The sequence below is a fragment of the Nonomuraea sp. NPDC003754 genome (genome assembly GCF_053605785.1).
This window is the reverse complement of sequence record NZ_JBSGJX010000031.1, coordinates 13,864-27,289: the sequence shown is the minus strand read 5'-3', so window position 1 is coordinate 27,289 and position 13,426 is coordinate 13,864. Positions and strand designations below refer to the sequence as shown.

16 protein-coding genes and 2 tRNA genes are annotated in these 13,426 nt (G+C 67.8%); 10 read left to right on the top strand and 8 right to left on the bottom strand.

Going from position 1 to position 13,426, the window contains the following annotated elements; genetic code table 11:
* The first annotated feature begins 17 nt into the window (after nt 1–17).
* Entirely contained in the window at nt 18–422 is a 405-nt protein-coding gene (locus ACWEVS_RS31515) for a hypothetical protein (RefSeq protein ID WP_452554386.1), read from the top strand.
* Nucleotides 423–861: 439 nt separating this feature from the next.
* On the opposite strand, the gene ACWEVS_RS31510 is transcribed toward ACWEVS_RS31515, so the two are convergent.
* Complete coding sequence (locus tag ACWEVS_RS31510) at nt 862–1,464, bottom strand: hypothetical protein (RefSeq protein ID WP_452413239.1); 603 nt, start codon at nt 1,462–1,464, stop codon at nt 862–864.
* 781 nt (nt 1,465–2,245) lie between these two features.
* Here ACWEVS_RS31510 and ACWEVS_RS31505 point away from each other — a divergent pair.
* Both ACWEVS_RS31505 and ACWEVS_RS31500 read left to right on the top strand, forming a co-directional pair.
* Nucleotides 2,246–2,827, top strand: a complete 582-nt coding sequence (locus ACWEVS_RS31505; protein WP_452554385.1) for a tyrosine-type recombinase/integrase — start codon at nt 2,246–2,248, stop codon at nt 2,825–2,827.
* A gap of 59 nt (nt 2,828–2,886) precedes the next feature.
* On the top strand, nt 2,887–3,477 hold the full coding sequence (locus ACWEVS_RS31500; protein WP_452554384.1) for a tyrosine-type recombinase/integrase: 591 nt from the start codon (nt 2,887–2,889) through the stop codon (nt 3,475–3,477).
* 84 nt (nt 3,478–3,561) lie between these two features.
* Here the strand turns inward: ACWEVS_RS31500 and ACWEVS_RS31495 are convergent.
* Both ACWEVS_RS31495 and ACWEVS_RS31490 read right to left on the bottom strand, forming a co-directional pair.
* Nucleotides 3,562–3,650, bottom strand: a tRNA-Ser gene (locus tag ACWEVS_RS31495).
* Nucleotides 3,651–3,812: 162 nt separating this feature from the next.
* Entirely contained in the window at nt 3,813–4,376 is a 564-nt protein-coding gene (locus tag ACWEVS_RS31490) for a YceI family protein (protein ID WP_449930006.1), read from the bottom strand.
* 102 nt (nt 4,377–4,478) lie between these two features.
* On the opposite strand from ACWEVS_RS31490, the gene ACWEVS_RS31485 reads away from it, so the two are divergent.
* On the top strand, nt 4,479–4,973 hold the full coding sequence (locus tag ACWEVS_RS31485) for a MarR family winged helix-turn-helix transcriptional regulator (protein WP_452554383.1): 495 nt from the start codon (nt 4,479–4,481) through the stop codon (nt 4,971–4,973).
* Here ACWEVS_RS31485 and ACWEVS_RS31480 read toward each other — a convergent pair.
* Complete coding sequence (locus tag ACWEVS_RS31480; RefSeq protein ID WP_449930002.1) at nt 4,930–5,436, bottom strand: SigE family RNA polymerase sigma factor; 507 nt, start codon at nt 5,434–5,436, stop codon at nt 4,930–4,932. The genes ACWEVS_RS31485 and ACWEVS_RS31480 overlap by 44 nt on opposite strands.
* Before the next feature lie 179 nt (nt 5,437–5,615).
* Here ACWEVS_RS31480 and ACWEVS_RS31475 point away from each other — a divergent pair, with 179 nt between their 5' ends.
* Together ACWEVS_RS31475 and ACWEVS_RS31470 are read left to right on the top strand one after the other, a co-directional pair.
* Complete coding sequence (locus ACWEVS_RS31475) at nt 5,616–6,557, top strand: hypothetical protein (RefSeq protein ID WP_449930000.1); 942 nt, start codon at nt 5,616–5,618, stop codon at nt 6,555–6,557.
* Nucleotides 6,558–6,562: 5 nt separating this feature from the next.
* Nucleotides 6,563–7,342, top strand: coding sequence for a MauE/DoxX family redox-associated membrane protein (locus ACWEVS_RS31470; protein WP_452554382.1), 780 nt, complete (start codon nt 6,563–6,565; stop codon nt 7,340–7,342).
* Nucleotides 7,343–7,420: 78 nt separating this feature from the next.
* Here the strand turns inward: ACWEVS_RS31470 and ACWEVS_RS31465 are convergent, their stop codons facing one another.
* Nucleotides 7,421–8,602 carry an ATP-binding protein gene (locus ACWEVS_RS31465; RefSeq protein WP_354917099.1) on the bottom strand — a complete coding sequence of 394 codons (1,182 nt, stop codon included), beginning with the start codon at nt 8,600–8,602 and terminating at the stop codon, nt 7,421–7,423.
* A 196-nt stretch (nt 8,603–8,798) separates the two neighbouring features.
* Here ACWEVS_RS31465 and ACWEVS_RS31460 point away from each other — a divergent pair, with 196 nt between their 5' ends.
* The 3 genes from ACWEVS_RS31460 to ACWEVS_RS31450 are packed head-to-tail and all read left to right on the top strand — an operon-like array spanning nt 8,799 to nt 10,967.
* Complete coding sequence (locus ACWEVS_RS31460) at nt 8,799–9,284, top strand: SigE family RNA polymerase sigma factor (protein ID WP_452413242.1); 486 nt, start codon at nt 8,799–8,801, stop codon at nt 9,282–9,284.
* A complete protein-coding gene (locus ACWEVS_RS31455) occupies nt 9,284–10,492 on the top strand; it encodes a TolB family protein (RefSeq protein ID WP_452554381.1) in 1,209 nt (402 codons plus the stop codon). The genes ACWEVS_RS31460 and ACWEVS_RS31455 overlap by 1 nt, the downstream gene beginning before the upstream one ends.
* Nucleotides 10,493–10,502: 10 nt before the next feature.
* The gene (locus tag ACWEVS_RS31450) at nt 10,503–10,967 is read left to right on the top strand and encodes a MaoC family dehydratase (protein ID WP_354908899.1); all 465 of its coding nucleotides are present in this window, start codon (nt 10,503–10,505) and stop codon (nt 10,965–10,967) included.
* A gap of 14 nt (nt 10,968–10,981) precedes the next feature.
* Here ACWEVS_RS31450 and ACWEVS_RS31445 read toward each other — a convergent pair whose 3' ends face one another.
* Both ACWEVS_RS31445 and ACWEVS_RS31440 read right to left on the bottom strand, forming a co-directional pair.
* Nucleotides 10,982–11,605 carry a response regulator gene (locus ACWEVS_RS31445; RefSeq protein ID WP_452554380.1) on the bottom strand — a complete coding sequence of 208 codons (624 nt, stop codon included), beginning with the start codon at nt 11,603–11,605 and terminating at the stop codon, nt 10,982–10,984.
* A gap of 179 nt (nt 11,606–11,784) precedes the next feature.
* Nucleotides 11,785–12,924: a sensor histidine kinase gene (locus ACWEVS_RS31440; protein ID WP_449929988.1), complete on the bottom strand. Its 1,140-nt coding sequence runs from the start codon at nt 12,922–12,924 to the stop codon at nt 11,785–11,787.
* Between the two features lie 154 nt (nt 12,925–13,078).
* Here ACWEVS_RS31440 and ACWEVS_RS31435 point away from each other — a divergent pair.
* Nucleotides 13,079–13,151, top strand: a tRNA-Arg gene (locus ACWEVS_RS31435).
* A gap of 94 nt (nt 13,152–13,245) precedes the next feature.
* Here the strand turns inward: ACWEVS_RS31435 and ACWEVS_RS31430 are convergent.
* Nucleotides 13,246–13,422, bottom strand: coding sequence for a CopG family ribbon-helix-helix protein (locus ACWEVS_RS31430; RefSeq protein WP_452554379.1), 177 nt, complete (start codon nt 13,420–13,422; stop codon nt 13,246–13,248).
* Nucleotides 13,423–13,426: the final 4 nt, after the last annotated feature.

Below are 13,426 nucleotides of genomic sequence, written 5' to 3'. Positions count from 1 at the left end.
GCGGACGGCTCAAGAGCGTGGCCTCCCGGCTGACCGTCAAGGACCTGGCCGCACTGCTCGCCTCGGGCCAAGCCCGCCCGGCACCGGCCGAGCCCGCCGGCGAACCGCCGATCGAGGCGAGCGCCGTCGAGGTGGACCGGCAGGTCAGCTCGACCGGCACGATCAGCCTGGCCAGCCGGGCCTTGTGCATCGGCGCCCATCTGGCCGGCCGGCGCGTCATCGTCCGCCTGGACGGCATCACCGCCCGCGTCATGGACGAGCAGCGCCTGCTCCTTCGCGCTGTGCCCTGCCCGCTGCCACTCGCCGAGTGCCTCGCCCTGCGCGACGCCCGCCCCGCCGGACCACCGCCGACCTGTCACATCACCGTGCACGACAACGGCGAACCGATCCGTGTCGTGCCCCGAACCCGGGCACACGGCTGATCGAGCAAGGCGTCCACATCCGCGTCGTTCAGGAGGTCCTCGGCCGCACCAGGGTCACCACCGCCGAGCGGTACACACGTGGCCACCCTCCAGATGAAGGACGCGAGCGGTCGCATGGACTCGGCCCTCTGGGGATAACTGCAACCCGGACGCCAGAAAGGCCCTCCCCGTCGAAACGGGGAGGGCCTCTTTGCCGCGGAGAATTGGGGATTTGAATCCCGGATGGTGTTGCCACCAAACCGCATTAGCAGCTCGGATCTCGCCCGTCCTGATCGGTTCAATCTGGACCATCTGGCTCTGCTAGTGCCCTTGGGACGGCTCTGTACGTCCTCGGATTGCAACTAGCGCTGCAACTAGAACGGTCCCAGCGTCATGTTGAGATGGGCTCTTCAGCGTTCGGGCGGCATTCCGCTACGTGATCGTTCCGGCCCGAGTCTCTTCAGTCGAGCTGAGGACGTTGGCCGAAGGGATCCCATTCGATAGTGACGAGTCCGCCATATTGCTTGGCCAGCCTGCGGCGCAGGCCCTGGTCGAAGGCATTGGTTTCGAGGACGATCCGGTTGAGCTCCGGGTCGATTCCCATGCCGAACACTTCGGGTTCGTCGATCGGCCTGCGTTCCTTCTCCATCAATGCGGTCAGTTCGGCTTGGCTGTTCTTCGCCAGCCGGACCTGGGGCACGATCGTGTACGGGATGGGTTTCCCGTCCGACCAGTTCACTCCGGAGATCGGCGGGATGGCCAGCTCGCGTCCTCGCGCGGTGACGTAGGGGGCGACCAGCCGGTACGGCTTGTGCAGGATGTACGGTGGAGCAAGATCGTGTGGGTGGGCCTTGGCCCGTCGCTGGGCGGCTTCCTGAGCGCGCTGGAAGGGTCCGATGCCCTCGTACGATCTGAGCATCACGGGGGACACAGGTTGGTAGTAGACCTCGACCGCGTCATCCGTCGCGGGTTGCACGATCACCCGCCACGCGCCCGGCAGGAACTCGGGTGCTGCCGTGATGGCGTAGAGAGCGACCAGAGTGAAGATCGTCTTCAGTCGCATGCGCGATGAGTGTAGGGCATCTCTCCGCAACATGATCAGTTACAGGACGGTTCGAGGCGACGCCAGGAAAGTCGACCCCGCGACTTCTTGCTTGCAAACCGATCCGTCCAATCAGCGAAGAGGCAGCTCACAGCACCGATTGCGTTCCCCGTGGTGCACCGCTGTTCTCCCTTGTTTCCTGCCCCATCGGGCACGCGACGGGCACGGCGGTACCCTCGATGGGATGGCCTTCGGCATTGCGCCGCGCCTCCCCGCATGGGTACAGCTTGGTGCGCCAAGCCGTAGGCGATCGGGCACGACGCCGGGGATGCTGGATAGCACCGGAGGCCGTCACCACTCTCTATGACGGGGAAGCAGTCGACCTGGGAACCTGCGGATTACAAGATCCAGTTTGAGCCGTTCCGGATCGTTCAATGCGGGTCAGTGGCTGTGTGCGGTCTTCCTGAACGCTCCTGGACGGCATGGAACTGCAACGGAAACTGCAACTGGCGACGGCCTACCCTTCGTCGACCATGAACACCTATACGCATGTGCTTCCCGACATCGATCGGGCGGCTGTGGTCACCGTCACCAAGAATTCGGATGACCCGAGCACGAGTACGGCTGTGAACGGATATGGCACTGGTTGGGGTGGGATCGCGATGTAAGCATGCATCTATGGATCATCGGCCTGGATTACGTGTTGTCCGCCGTGGAGGCTGCTGATCGGCATCGTGATGGTGAGTGTGCTGGTCGTGGCGGTCGGCGTGCTGTGTGAGACTCTCCTGACGGCTGGCACCGGATGGCCAAGACAGAGGCCGAGGTCACCCAGAAGGTCAGTGAGCTCGAAGGCAAGAGAGAGTCCGGCAAGGTCACCAAGGCTGGCAGGATGCCTACGGTCGCCGAGTGGATGACCGAGTATCTCGACGTCATCTGTGAGCGCCTGGTCGCGTCCGGCAAGATGGCGCCGCGAACGCTGTCGGACTACCGCTCGAAGACCCTGCACTGGATCACCCCGCTGCTCGGCCGGCACCGGCCCAACCGACTCGCGCCCGAACACCTCGACGCGGCGTACACCGTGATGCTGGACAAGGGCCTGTCCACAAGCACAGTGCTCAAAGTGCATCGAATCCTGTCGCGAGCCCTGAAGATCGCGGTACGGCGCGGCAAGATCTCACGGAACGTGGCAGAACTGGTCGAAGCACCAACCGCGGCCTCGACCGAGATCGAACCGCTGACTCGAGAGGAGGCTCGCCGGATTCTCTCCGCGGCCAAGACGAAGCGGAACGCTGCTCGCTGGTCCGTCGCTCTCGCTCTCGGGATCCGGCAGGGGGAGGCGCTCGGTCTCCGCTGGCAGTACGTCGGTCGACTTCGAGACGGGTGAGATCCGGGTGTGGTTCCAGGCGCAGCGCTAGGAGCGGAAGCACCAGTGCGACGATCCACATGCCTGTGGGCAGAAGTGGCACCGCTGGCCCTGTAAGAAGCGGTGCCCTATTCACAGCCACCGCTCGACCTGCAAGCCGGGGTGCGAAAAAGCCCGGAGACACCTGCTACAAGCGACCGTGCCGGAAAGACTGCACCGGTCACGCGGACAAGTGCCCCAATCGGACGGGTGGCGGGATCGTCTTCCGTAAACGCAAGGGCAAGGCCAAGCTCACCCTCCAATGCCCGCCCGACCTCCTGGGCCAACTCAAGGCTCATCGCGATCTCCAGGATGCGGAGAAGCAACGAGCGGGGGAGCGCTGGGAAGAGCATGACCTCGTCTTCGCGACTCGGCACGGTAGCCCCATCGAGCGCACGGATGACTGGAAGACCTGGAAGACCATCCTCCGGCAGGCGGGCGTGCGAGATGCCCGCGTTCACGACGCTCGCCACACCGCTGCCACGCTGCTGATCGAGCAGGGTGTGAACATCCGGGTGGTTCAGGAGGTCCTCGGCCACACGCGGGTCACCACCACCGAGCGGTACACACATGTGTCCACACCGCTTATGCGGGACGCCGGCGAACGCCTGGCTGCCGCCCTGTGGGACTAGGTCGTTGCAACTAGGTCTGCAACTACGACGGCCCCGGACACCAGGAAGGCCCTCCCCGTCGAAACGGGGAGGGCCTTTTTACCGCGGAGGATCGGGGATTTGAACCCCGGATGGTGTTGCCACCAAACCGCATTAGCAGTGCGGCGCCATAGACCTGACTAGGCGAATCCTCCCGACAGCCACCTGGCTCAGGACAGAGTACCGGCCTTCTGGCGGTGCGGCAAAGTGATTGCCCCGAGGGTCGTCACCAAGGTTATCCACCGCCTGTGGGTAACGTGCTCGATCCTGTGGATGACAGGCTCATCCAGGTCGCAATGGCCTGTGGACAAGGGGGGTCAGGCGGCGGGGTTCGCCTCGCCCTCCACCTCGATCTTGATCTTCTTGCCCACCAGCACGCCGCCGGTCTCCAGCGCGGCGTTCCAGGTCAGGCCGAACGCCTCGCGGTCGATCTCGGTGGCGATGGAGAAGCCCCACACCTGCTGGCCCCACGGGTTGGTGCCGACGCCGCCGTACTCGACGGTGAGCTCGACCTCGCGGGTGACGCCGCGGATGGTCAGGTCGCCCAGCACGGTGAACTCGTCGCCCTTGTGGTTGACGACGCGGGTGCTCTTGAAGGTGAGCTGCGGGTGCGTCTCGGCGTCCAGGAAGTCGCCGCTGCGCAGGTGGTTGTCGCGGTCGGCGGCGTTGGTGCTGATGCTGGAGGCGTCGATGGTGAGCTCGGCCGACGACTCGAGCGGGTTGTCGGCGATCGTGATGGAGCCGTTGAACTTCTCGAACGTACCGCGGACCTTGCTGACCATCATGTGCTTGGCGACGAACCCGATGGTGGTGTGGTTCACGTCGATGGCGTAGGTGCCGGCGGCGGGGATGGAGAGGCCTTCCCAGGTACGCGTGCTCATGGCTGTCGTTCTCCCTCGTAGAGATCCTTGCGCTGCGGACGTTTGCTTCAACAGATGTCTACATGAGGAATATTCCGCGCGTCAACTATCGTCGTCTACGATATGAACGTGATCCCCTTTGACGATCCCCGGCTGACCGCGTTCGGCCTGCTGGCGGAGGTGCACGCGGGCCTGGTGGCGAGGATGACCCCTGCCCTCACAGCGGCCGGGCTGTCGGACGTCGACTTCGGAACGCTGATCAGGCTGGCCCGCTCGCCGCAGCAGAGCCTGCGGATGGGCGATCTCGCCGCGCAGACCGGGTTGTCCACCAGCGGCGTGACACGCGTGGTCGACCGGCTGGAGCGTGACGGCCTCGTGGTGCGCCAGGCGTGTGCCACCGACCGCCGCGCCTCCTACGCGGCCCTGACCGAGAAAGGCGAGCAGAAGCTTCAGGAGATCCTGCCCCAGCACCTCGCCGACATCGAGGAGTCGTTCACCGGGGTGCTCGACGAGGAGCGGCTCGGCCAGTTCCTTGCCACCTTGCGCATCATCAGGGACGTCGTCCATCCCTGCGCTACCGCGGGGGCGGTTGAGCCGGGACAGATAGTTCGCCCCTGAGCTTGGCCACGGCCCGCGAGACGGTGCTCTTGACCGTGCCGACGCTGATGCCGAGCGTTCTGGCGATCTCCGGTTCGGTCATGTCCTCGTAGTAGCGCAGCACGACCGCGGCGCGCATGCGGTCGGGCAGCGCTCTCACCGCCTCCTCGAGCGACTCCTCCCATTCGCAGGGGGCCTCGAACGCCACGGGGATGTCGGGAAGGTCCTCGGCGGGAAACTCGTCCAGTTTGCGCCTGCGCCACTGCGAAATGTTGATATTGACCATCGCCCGGCGGACATATCCATCCAACGCGGCGTGATCTTTGATGCGATCCCAGGCCAGATAGGTCTTGGTGAGTGCGGTCTGCAGCAGGTCCTCGGCGTCACAGGGATGGCCGGTCAGCTGGCGGGCGGCGCGCAGGAGAGCCGGCCCGCGAGACCTGACGTACTCGCGGAACTCCTCTTCCAGCTCGGCAATCTGCATCGTGGTCAGAATCGCAGCCTGAGCCCCTATTGCGGCTGAACCAGAATCCAGGATTCGCCTAGCCAACAGCAAAGGGCAGTCAAGGTCTGCTACACACCGGTTGTCCATGCGTTCCACCGAGGATGCGTATTTTGCTCTCATCTGCAGGGAAGGGCCGGGAGTTATGTGACGCTAGGGGAGTGAACAGCACGGAACGCCGCCGGGTCCTCGCGGCGGCGGCGCTCGGCCGCGACACACGGCATCCGGGGCCCGACCCGGAAGGCGGTGAGCCCCTCCGCGCGGTCAGCGGGCAGATCATCGACGTCAGCCCGCATCTGATCATCGTCGACACCGAGCAGGGCGTGGAGGAGCGGCTGGTCATCGCGCCGTGGGCGACGGCGTGGCACGGCGTCGACGTGGCGCCGGCCGATCTCCCGCTCGGTGCCACCGTCACCATCCGGGCGCTGCGTGACGGGAAGGTCGCCGAACGGATCTGGGCCGACATCACCCGCATGACCGGCGCGATTTTGTCCGTCGAAGGCCGCCGGGACCTCCACGTGGAGCTCGACTGCGGCCCCCACCGGGGGCGCCGCGCTGTGGTGATCCCCTACCGGGCCACCGGGCGTATCCGTGTCCGCTATCCCCAGCTCGAGCCGGGCTACCTCTTCGACGCCATCGGCGTCCGTGACGAGGGGGTGGGCCAAGCGCTGCTGCCCGCGACGTCGCAGCCCGGCCATCCCGCGCGTGCCGTACCGACCCCTCCCCCCGCGTACGGCGGAGCGCAGCAACGCATCAACGGAACCGCCACCTGGTCCGACGCCTTCGACTGCGACGAACGCGGAACGGCCTATCCCATGGTGGAGCGTTCTGACGCGGCGTGTCCCGACGCGGAGGTGTCGTGCGTCGGCCTGCCGTACCTGGCAATTGGTTCGTTACTGCATATCCGTAATGTCTGCACGGAAAGGGCGGCGAACGTGCCGATCGTGGCGTGCGGCTGCATGGCCGGACGGTTCTGCGACCGGTGCGTCGAGTGTGGTACCTCACCGAGAGGGCGCCTCGTCGAGCTGTCGCCGTCGTCGTTCGTGGAACTGGGTGGGGAACTGACCAAGGGGTGCTTCAACGCCCGGGTCGGATGGGGATGACACGCATGCTCGAATCGCAACTGCCGATCCTGATCGTGCTGCTGCTGCTCGGGACGGTCGCCAAGCTGGCCACCGTGCACACCGACGCCGAACCCGGCGCGCTGACCAGGCTCGGGCCCGCCGTGCTGGTGCCGGGTCCGCTGCGCAAGCCGGCGCTGGTCTGCTGCGCAGCCGGCGAGCTGGTGCTGGCCACCGGACTGCTCGTCACGACCTATCCGCTGTTCCGGTGGGGGACCGTCGCCTTCTTCGCGCTGTCGACCTACGTGCTGCTCGAACTGCGCAGGCGCCGGCCCGACGCGGGCTGTGGCTGCTTCGGCGAGGTCAGCTCGGCACCGGTCGGGGTGCGCTCGATCAGCCGCACGGTCGTGCTGACCGGGATGGCCCTCATGTCCGTCTGGGCGCCGGTGCCGGGCATGTCGGGCATCTCGTGGTGGACGCTGGCCGGCGTGGCCGTGCTGGCCGTCCTGTCGCCCGAGCTCGACGAGGCCGTCGCCCGGATCCGCCACCGGGCGCCGTGCGAGCAGCGCCCCGCCCCCGAGAGCGCGGGCCTGGCCAAGCTGAAGGCGAGCGCGACCTGGCGATCGCATGCCGATGGGCTCCTCTCCGCCGAGCCGTACGACAGCTGGCGCGAGCTGTGCTGGCGGTTCTTCGTCTTCCGCGACCACGGCGGGGACGACGTGGTGTTCGCCGTCTACCTCACGGGACGGCACCCCGTTGTGCGCATGGCGGTGGTCGGCAGGGACGACACGGACTCCATGCCGGAATATACGGCCGTATCGGCCTGACGCTAGAGAGCGCTATACAAAGCGATATGTGCCTCTCTAGCCGTGCCTAGCTTCCCCTCTAGACACGGCTAGAGAGAGTCAGATGGGTTGAGCGCGCAGGAACCTCCCGAAGTGTGGCACCGTGAACGCGATCAGGCCGCGCTCGGCGGAGAAGATGAGCCCCTTCTTGATGAGGCTGTCGCGGGCGGGCGACAGGCTCGACGGCTTGCGGCCGAGCGCGTCGGCCACGTCGGAGGTCGCCACCGGTTCGTCGCCGATGGCGGCCATGGCGTGCATGTAGTCGCGCTCGGCGGGGGTGGCCCGCTCGTAACGGCTGCCGAAGAAACCGACCGCCAGCTCCTCCTCCGCCTCGGGCGCGGACACCTTGACGTCGTCGAGCGTGATGGGCGTGCGCGGCGCGTAGTCCCACGCGACCTTGCCGTACGCCTGCACGAAGTAGGGGTAGCCGTCGGCCGCCTCGTAGAGCGCGTCGAGCGCGTCCTGGGTGAACTCCACGCCCTCCTCCCTGGCCGGGACGAGGAGCGCCATGTCGGCCGCGTCGCGGTCGAGCTTGTCGAGGCGCGCGTAGCGGAACAGCCGCTCGGAGTAGCTCTTGCTGGCCGACAGCACGCTCGGCAGGTGGGGCAGGCCGGCGCCGACGACGATCAGCGGCCCACCCGTCTGGGACAGCTCGTGGCAGGCCGCGCAGAGCGCGGAGATGTCGCCGGCCTGCACGTCCTGCATCTCGTCGATGAACAGCGCCACGCCCACCCCGAGGTCGGTGGCCACGCCCGCCGCGTCGACGAACAGCTCGGTCAGGTCGATCTCCAAGTCACCGGAGTCGGCCCGGCCCCTGCTGGCCGGCACGTCGATGCCCGGCGACCAGTGCGAGGTGCCCTTGGCCGCGGAGGGGTCGCGCATCGCGAAGGCCTTGAGCACGCCGAGGAACTCCTCGATGCGCTCGGGCGCGCGGTGCCTCGGCGCCAGCTCGCGCACCGCCATGTGGAGCGCGGCGGCGACCGGCCGGCGGATCGACTGGTCGGGCCTGGCCTCGATCTTGCCGGTGCCCCACAGCCGCTGCATGGCCATGGACTTGAACGTGTTGAGCAGCACCGTCTTGCCGACGCCGCGCAGACCGGTGACGACCATGCTGCGCTCGGGACGGCCACGGGCCACCCGCTCCAGCACGACCTCGAACTGCTGCAGCTCGCGATCACGCCCGGCGAGCTCGGGCGGGCGCTGTCCGGCGCCGGGGGCGTAGGGATTGCGCACAGGGTCCACGCTCTCGGACTTTATAGCCGGGTATAGCGGCCGACTTAGAGTTGGGAAGAAACACCTACGGCGTGTCTGGACGAGCATGGCACCCCCTCCCACCTGGCCGAACCTCTGTTCGAGTGCTTGCCCAGAACTGTAGCGCGCGGTCGAACACGTGCGCGAGTGATTCGAGTAAAGATCTTTGCAACAGCTCGAGCGCCCCGTGCGTCCCCGGTACGTGGAGTTCGACGAATTCGTCCGCGCCAGGGGGCAGGCCCTGCTGCGGTACGGCTACGTGCTCACCGGCAATGCCGAGGACGCGGCCGACCTGGTGCAGGAGGCCCTGCTCAAGCTCGGCGACACCTGGACCCGCGTGCGCAACAAGGACAACCCCGAGGGGTACGTGCGCACGATCATGGCGCGCCAGCACATCAGCTGGTGGCGCAGGCGCCGCAGAGAGCACCTCACGGACGACCTTCCTGAGGGCTCCTACCACGACAGCCACTCCTTCGGTGAGCTGTGGAACGAGGTGCGCGCGCTGCCCCGCAGGCAGCGCGTCGTGATCGTGCTGCGCTACTACGAGGACCTGTCCGACCAGGAGATCGCCGACATCCTCGGCGTCTCACGGGGCACCGTGCGCAGCCAGGCCGCACGCGCGCTGGAGAAACTCCGCGTCCGCCCTGGCGTGCTCGAAAAGGGGAAAGCGTGATGAGGACTGAGGAGGACCTGGTCCGTGCGTTGCGGCAGGCGGCCGAGCGGGCGCCGCAGCACGACCTGTCGGCCGCGATCTCGGTACGGCGGCGCCGCCGTACCAGGCAGAGGTGGATGGGCGCGGCGCTGGCCGTCGCGGCCGTGATCGGCGTGGCGGGGGCCGGGACCCTGATCGCCAGAGGCATCTTCACCAGCGGGGGCGAAGGCGGCGTGGCGTCACCTGTCTCGGGAAGCCCCGGCGAGGCCGTGGCGAGCGTCGAAGCACCTCCGCGGGACGTCAGGACCGCGGCGCCGACGCCGGGCGGCGGGATCGAGGACGTCTGGCCGAAGGCGTTCTTCACGATGCCCGCGAAGAACGCCGAAGGCTGGCGATACCGCCCCATCACCGGCATCAGCCCCACCGAGGTGCTGCTCAACGCGGAGTCGTCGTTCGAGAAGGCCGGCCGGATCGAGATCTACGACAGCGCGACCGGAACGTTCCGCACGGTCGCGGACGTGCCGGCCACGCCGGGGCTGAAGCGGTACTTCCCGCAGAGCGCGGCCGTCGACGGGCAGAGCGTCGTCTGGTGGGCGGTGGCAGGGCAGGTGCGCGAGATCTGGACGGCCCCGCTGGCAGGCGGCGAGGCGCGCATGGTCGCCACCTTCACCGGCGAGCACCTGGACATCGAGGCGATCGCGGTCAAGGGCGAGCACATCTACTGGTCCGAGCAGAACGGCACGGTCTGGCGCCTGCTCCGGACCGGCGGCGACCCCGAGAAGATCGCGGACGGCCTGCACCTGATCAGCTGGCCCTGGGCGAGCGACGTGGGCGAGCGCGACCTCGGGAAGAACCAGACCAAGGTGGTCAACCTGGAGACGGGAGAGACCCGCCAGGTCACAGCCGCGCCGAACGCCAAGGAACTGCGCTGCGGCCCCGTCTGGTGCCTCGGCACCGGCCTCGGCCAGCGGCTGGACGGGTCCGACGTCAGGACGTTCGACGGGTTCGTCGGCGGCCTGTCGCCGTACCCGATCCTGGACAGGTACGTGTTCCTCTACCACTCGGTCGTCGACCTGGAGGCCGGCACCATCCTCGACCTGCCGGACAACCCCGACAACTGGAGCGGCGTCGGCACCTCCTCGGCACCCAGCACGATCAAATACTGGGGAGCCGCCAAGGGAGACAAGCCGGACGCGTTCCGAATGGTCAACCTCGCGGCCGCGCACTAGGGTTCGACCCATGCGGAGCTTTGCGAACGTGCAGGAGTTGAAGGCGGCCGCCGGCGAGACGATCGGCCCGACCGAGTGGCGCACCGTCACTCAGGAGCAGGTCAACCTGTTCGCCGACGCCACCGACGACCACCAGTGGATCCACGTCGACCCCGAGCGGGCCAAGGAGACCCCCTTCGGCGGGACCATCGCCCACGGGTTCCTGACGCTGTCGCTGCTCCCCTCCTTCCTGACCGAGCTGATGACCGTCGGCCAGATCGAGATGGCCGTCAACTTCGGCCTCAACAAGGTCCGCTTCCCCAAGCCCGTGCCCGTCGGATCGCGGGTGCGGGCCAGCGGCGAACTGCTCGACATCAAGAACAGCCCGGCCGGCCAGCTCGCCACCATCAAGGTGTCGGTCGAGCTGGAAGGCGAGCGTCGCCCCGTCTGCGTCGCGGAAGCGCTCCTGCTCTACGTCCCCGCCGCCGCCCAGTAACCCCCGGGCCGCCGTCAGCTCCCCTCGGAGTAGTAGATGGCGGCCTGGACGCGGCTCCTCAGCCCCAGCTTGCCGAGGACCCTGCTGACGTGCGTCTTGGTCGTCGCCTCCGCCATGTCGAGCTCCTTGGCGATCTCCGCGTTGGACAGGCCCCTCGCCACGCAGGCGAGCACCTGACGCTCCCGTGGCGTGAGCAGGTCGCCGGGCGGCTCCCGCCGTACCGGCTGCTCGGCGAAGGCGGCGATCAACCGGCGGGTCACCGCCGGAGAGATCAGCCCGTCACCCTTCGCCACCAGGCGCACCGCGTCGACCAGCGCCTCCGCGTCGGTGTTCTTCAGCAGGAACCCCGCCGCGCCGGCGCGCAGCGCGCCGAAGACGTACTCGTCGACGTCGAACGTCGTCAGGATCAGCACGTCGGTCACGCCCGCCAGCTCCCTGGTGGCCGTGATGCCGTCCTTCTTCGGCATCCTGACGTCCATCAGCACGACGTCCGGCCGCTTCTCGCGCGCCATGGCGACGGCCTCCTCGCCGTCGCCCGCCTCGCCCACCACCTCGACGTCGCCGGCGCCGCCGAGAATCAGCACGATCCCCGCCCTGACCGCCGCGTGGTCGTCGGCGACCAACACCCTGATCGTCACGGCTCCTCCTCCGTCGGCAGCGCCGCCCGCATCCTGATCGCCAAGGCTCACGGCTCCTCCAGGGTCGGCAGCGTCACCGGCACCTTGATCGTCACGATTCCTCCTGGGTCGGCGGCGTCGCGCGCACCTTGATCGTCACGGCTCCTCCACGGTCGGCAGCGTCGCGCGCATCCTGATCGTCACGGCTCCCCCTGCGTCGGCAGCGTCGCGCGCACCCGCCAGTGTTTCTCGTCGTACGGCCCGGCCTCGAACCGGCCGCCCACCAGCCCCGCCCGCTCCCGCATCCCGACCAGCCCGGCGCCCGACCCCGGCAGCGCCGACCCGCCGCCGGCCAGCGGATTGTCGACCACCACGCTGACGTGATCGGGCGCGAAGGTGATCGTGACCGTCGCCCGGTCGTCGCCGTGTTTCATCGCGTTCGTCAGCGCCTCCTGCACGATCCGGTACCCGGCGAGATCCACCGACACCGGCAGCTCCCTCGGGGTGCCCTCCACCGTCATGCCGGCGTCGACTCCCGCCTGCCGCGCCCGCTCCACCAGGTCGGCGACGTCCTGGAGCCGCGGCCTGGTCGACGCGTCGGTGTCTTCGCCGTCCTGGCGCAGCAACCCGATCATGGTGCGCATCTCGGCCAGGCCCTGCACGCTGTTCTCCCTGATCGACGCCATGATCTGCTGGACGGCTCCCGCGTCGAGATCCTTGCGCGACAGCACGGCCGTGGACTGGATCGCGATCGCGCTGAAGTGATTGGCGATGATGTCGTGCAGCTCCCTGGCCATCCTGGTGCGCTCGGCGACGATCACGGCGTTGCGGTCGAGCTCGGCCAGATGCGCCACCTGCTCGGCCCTGGCCCGCTCCGCCGCCGCCTGGTCGCGGTGCTGCCGCAGCACCATCGCCGTCGTGACCGGCACCACGAGCACCAGCCCCGCCTGCACACCGAACACCGAGATCTTCAACAGGTCCCGCTCGACGAAACCGAACACGCAACCGATGATCACCGCGCCGGCCCCCGTGACGCCGAGCAGCCACCTGCTCAACCTCGGCGGGCCGTACAGGGCGGCGGCGTAGAGGTTGTCGGTGAAGATGACGATGGTCGGCAGCGAAGGGCCGGCGAAGGCGATGTCGAGACCCACCCCCGACACGCCGAGCGCGAGAGCCGCCAGCGGAGCGCTCCGCCGTACGGCGACACCCGCGCAGGTGAGCGCCAACGGGACGACCGGCAGCCACACGGGCACGCCGGCCCGGGGGTAGAAGGAACCGGCCGCCAGCAGGACGAGACCCACGGCGAAGGTCGCGACAGCGCCCAGGAGGTCTCGTCTCATCCCCCCATCTCACCATCAGTCGCAGGGGTGTCGATGGCACCTGGGGCTGGGCTGTGGATACGCCGAAGGTTGTACACAGGGTCATCGGAGCGGACTAGGCGGCGAATTGGTTCGAGGCATGGCTCCGGGTCCGCTATGCTTGCTTACGCAGCGAGCGGCCGTAGCTCAATGGATAGAGCATCTGACTACGGATCAGAAGGTTAGGGGTTCGAGTCCTCTCGGCCGCGCACGGTTTGACCAGGGAGTTCCTTGATCGCAAGGGACTCCCTGAGTCCTTTCTAAGGGCCGACTGTAGCAACGGCTGTAGCAACGCCCCTTTGTTCACTGAGGTTCACCTCCGTTCGTGGCCGTTTCTTCACTGGGTAGATTCCGCGCGATGTACTCGTCCACGGCCTTGGAGATGAGCCAGGACCGTGTCCGGTCCTGACGTCTGCCGATCGCGTCGAGTCCCGCCTTCTGTGCATCCGTCAGCCGAATGCTTGTCGGTTCTTTCGCCACTACT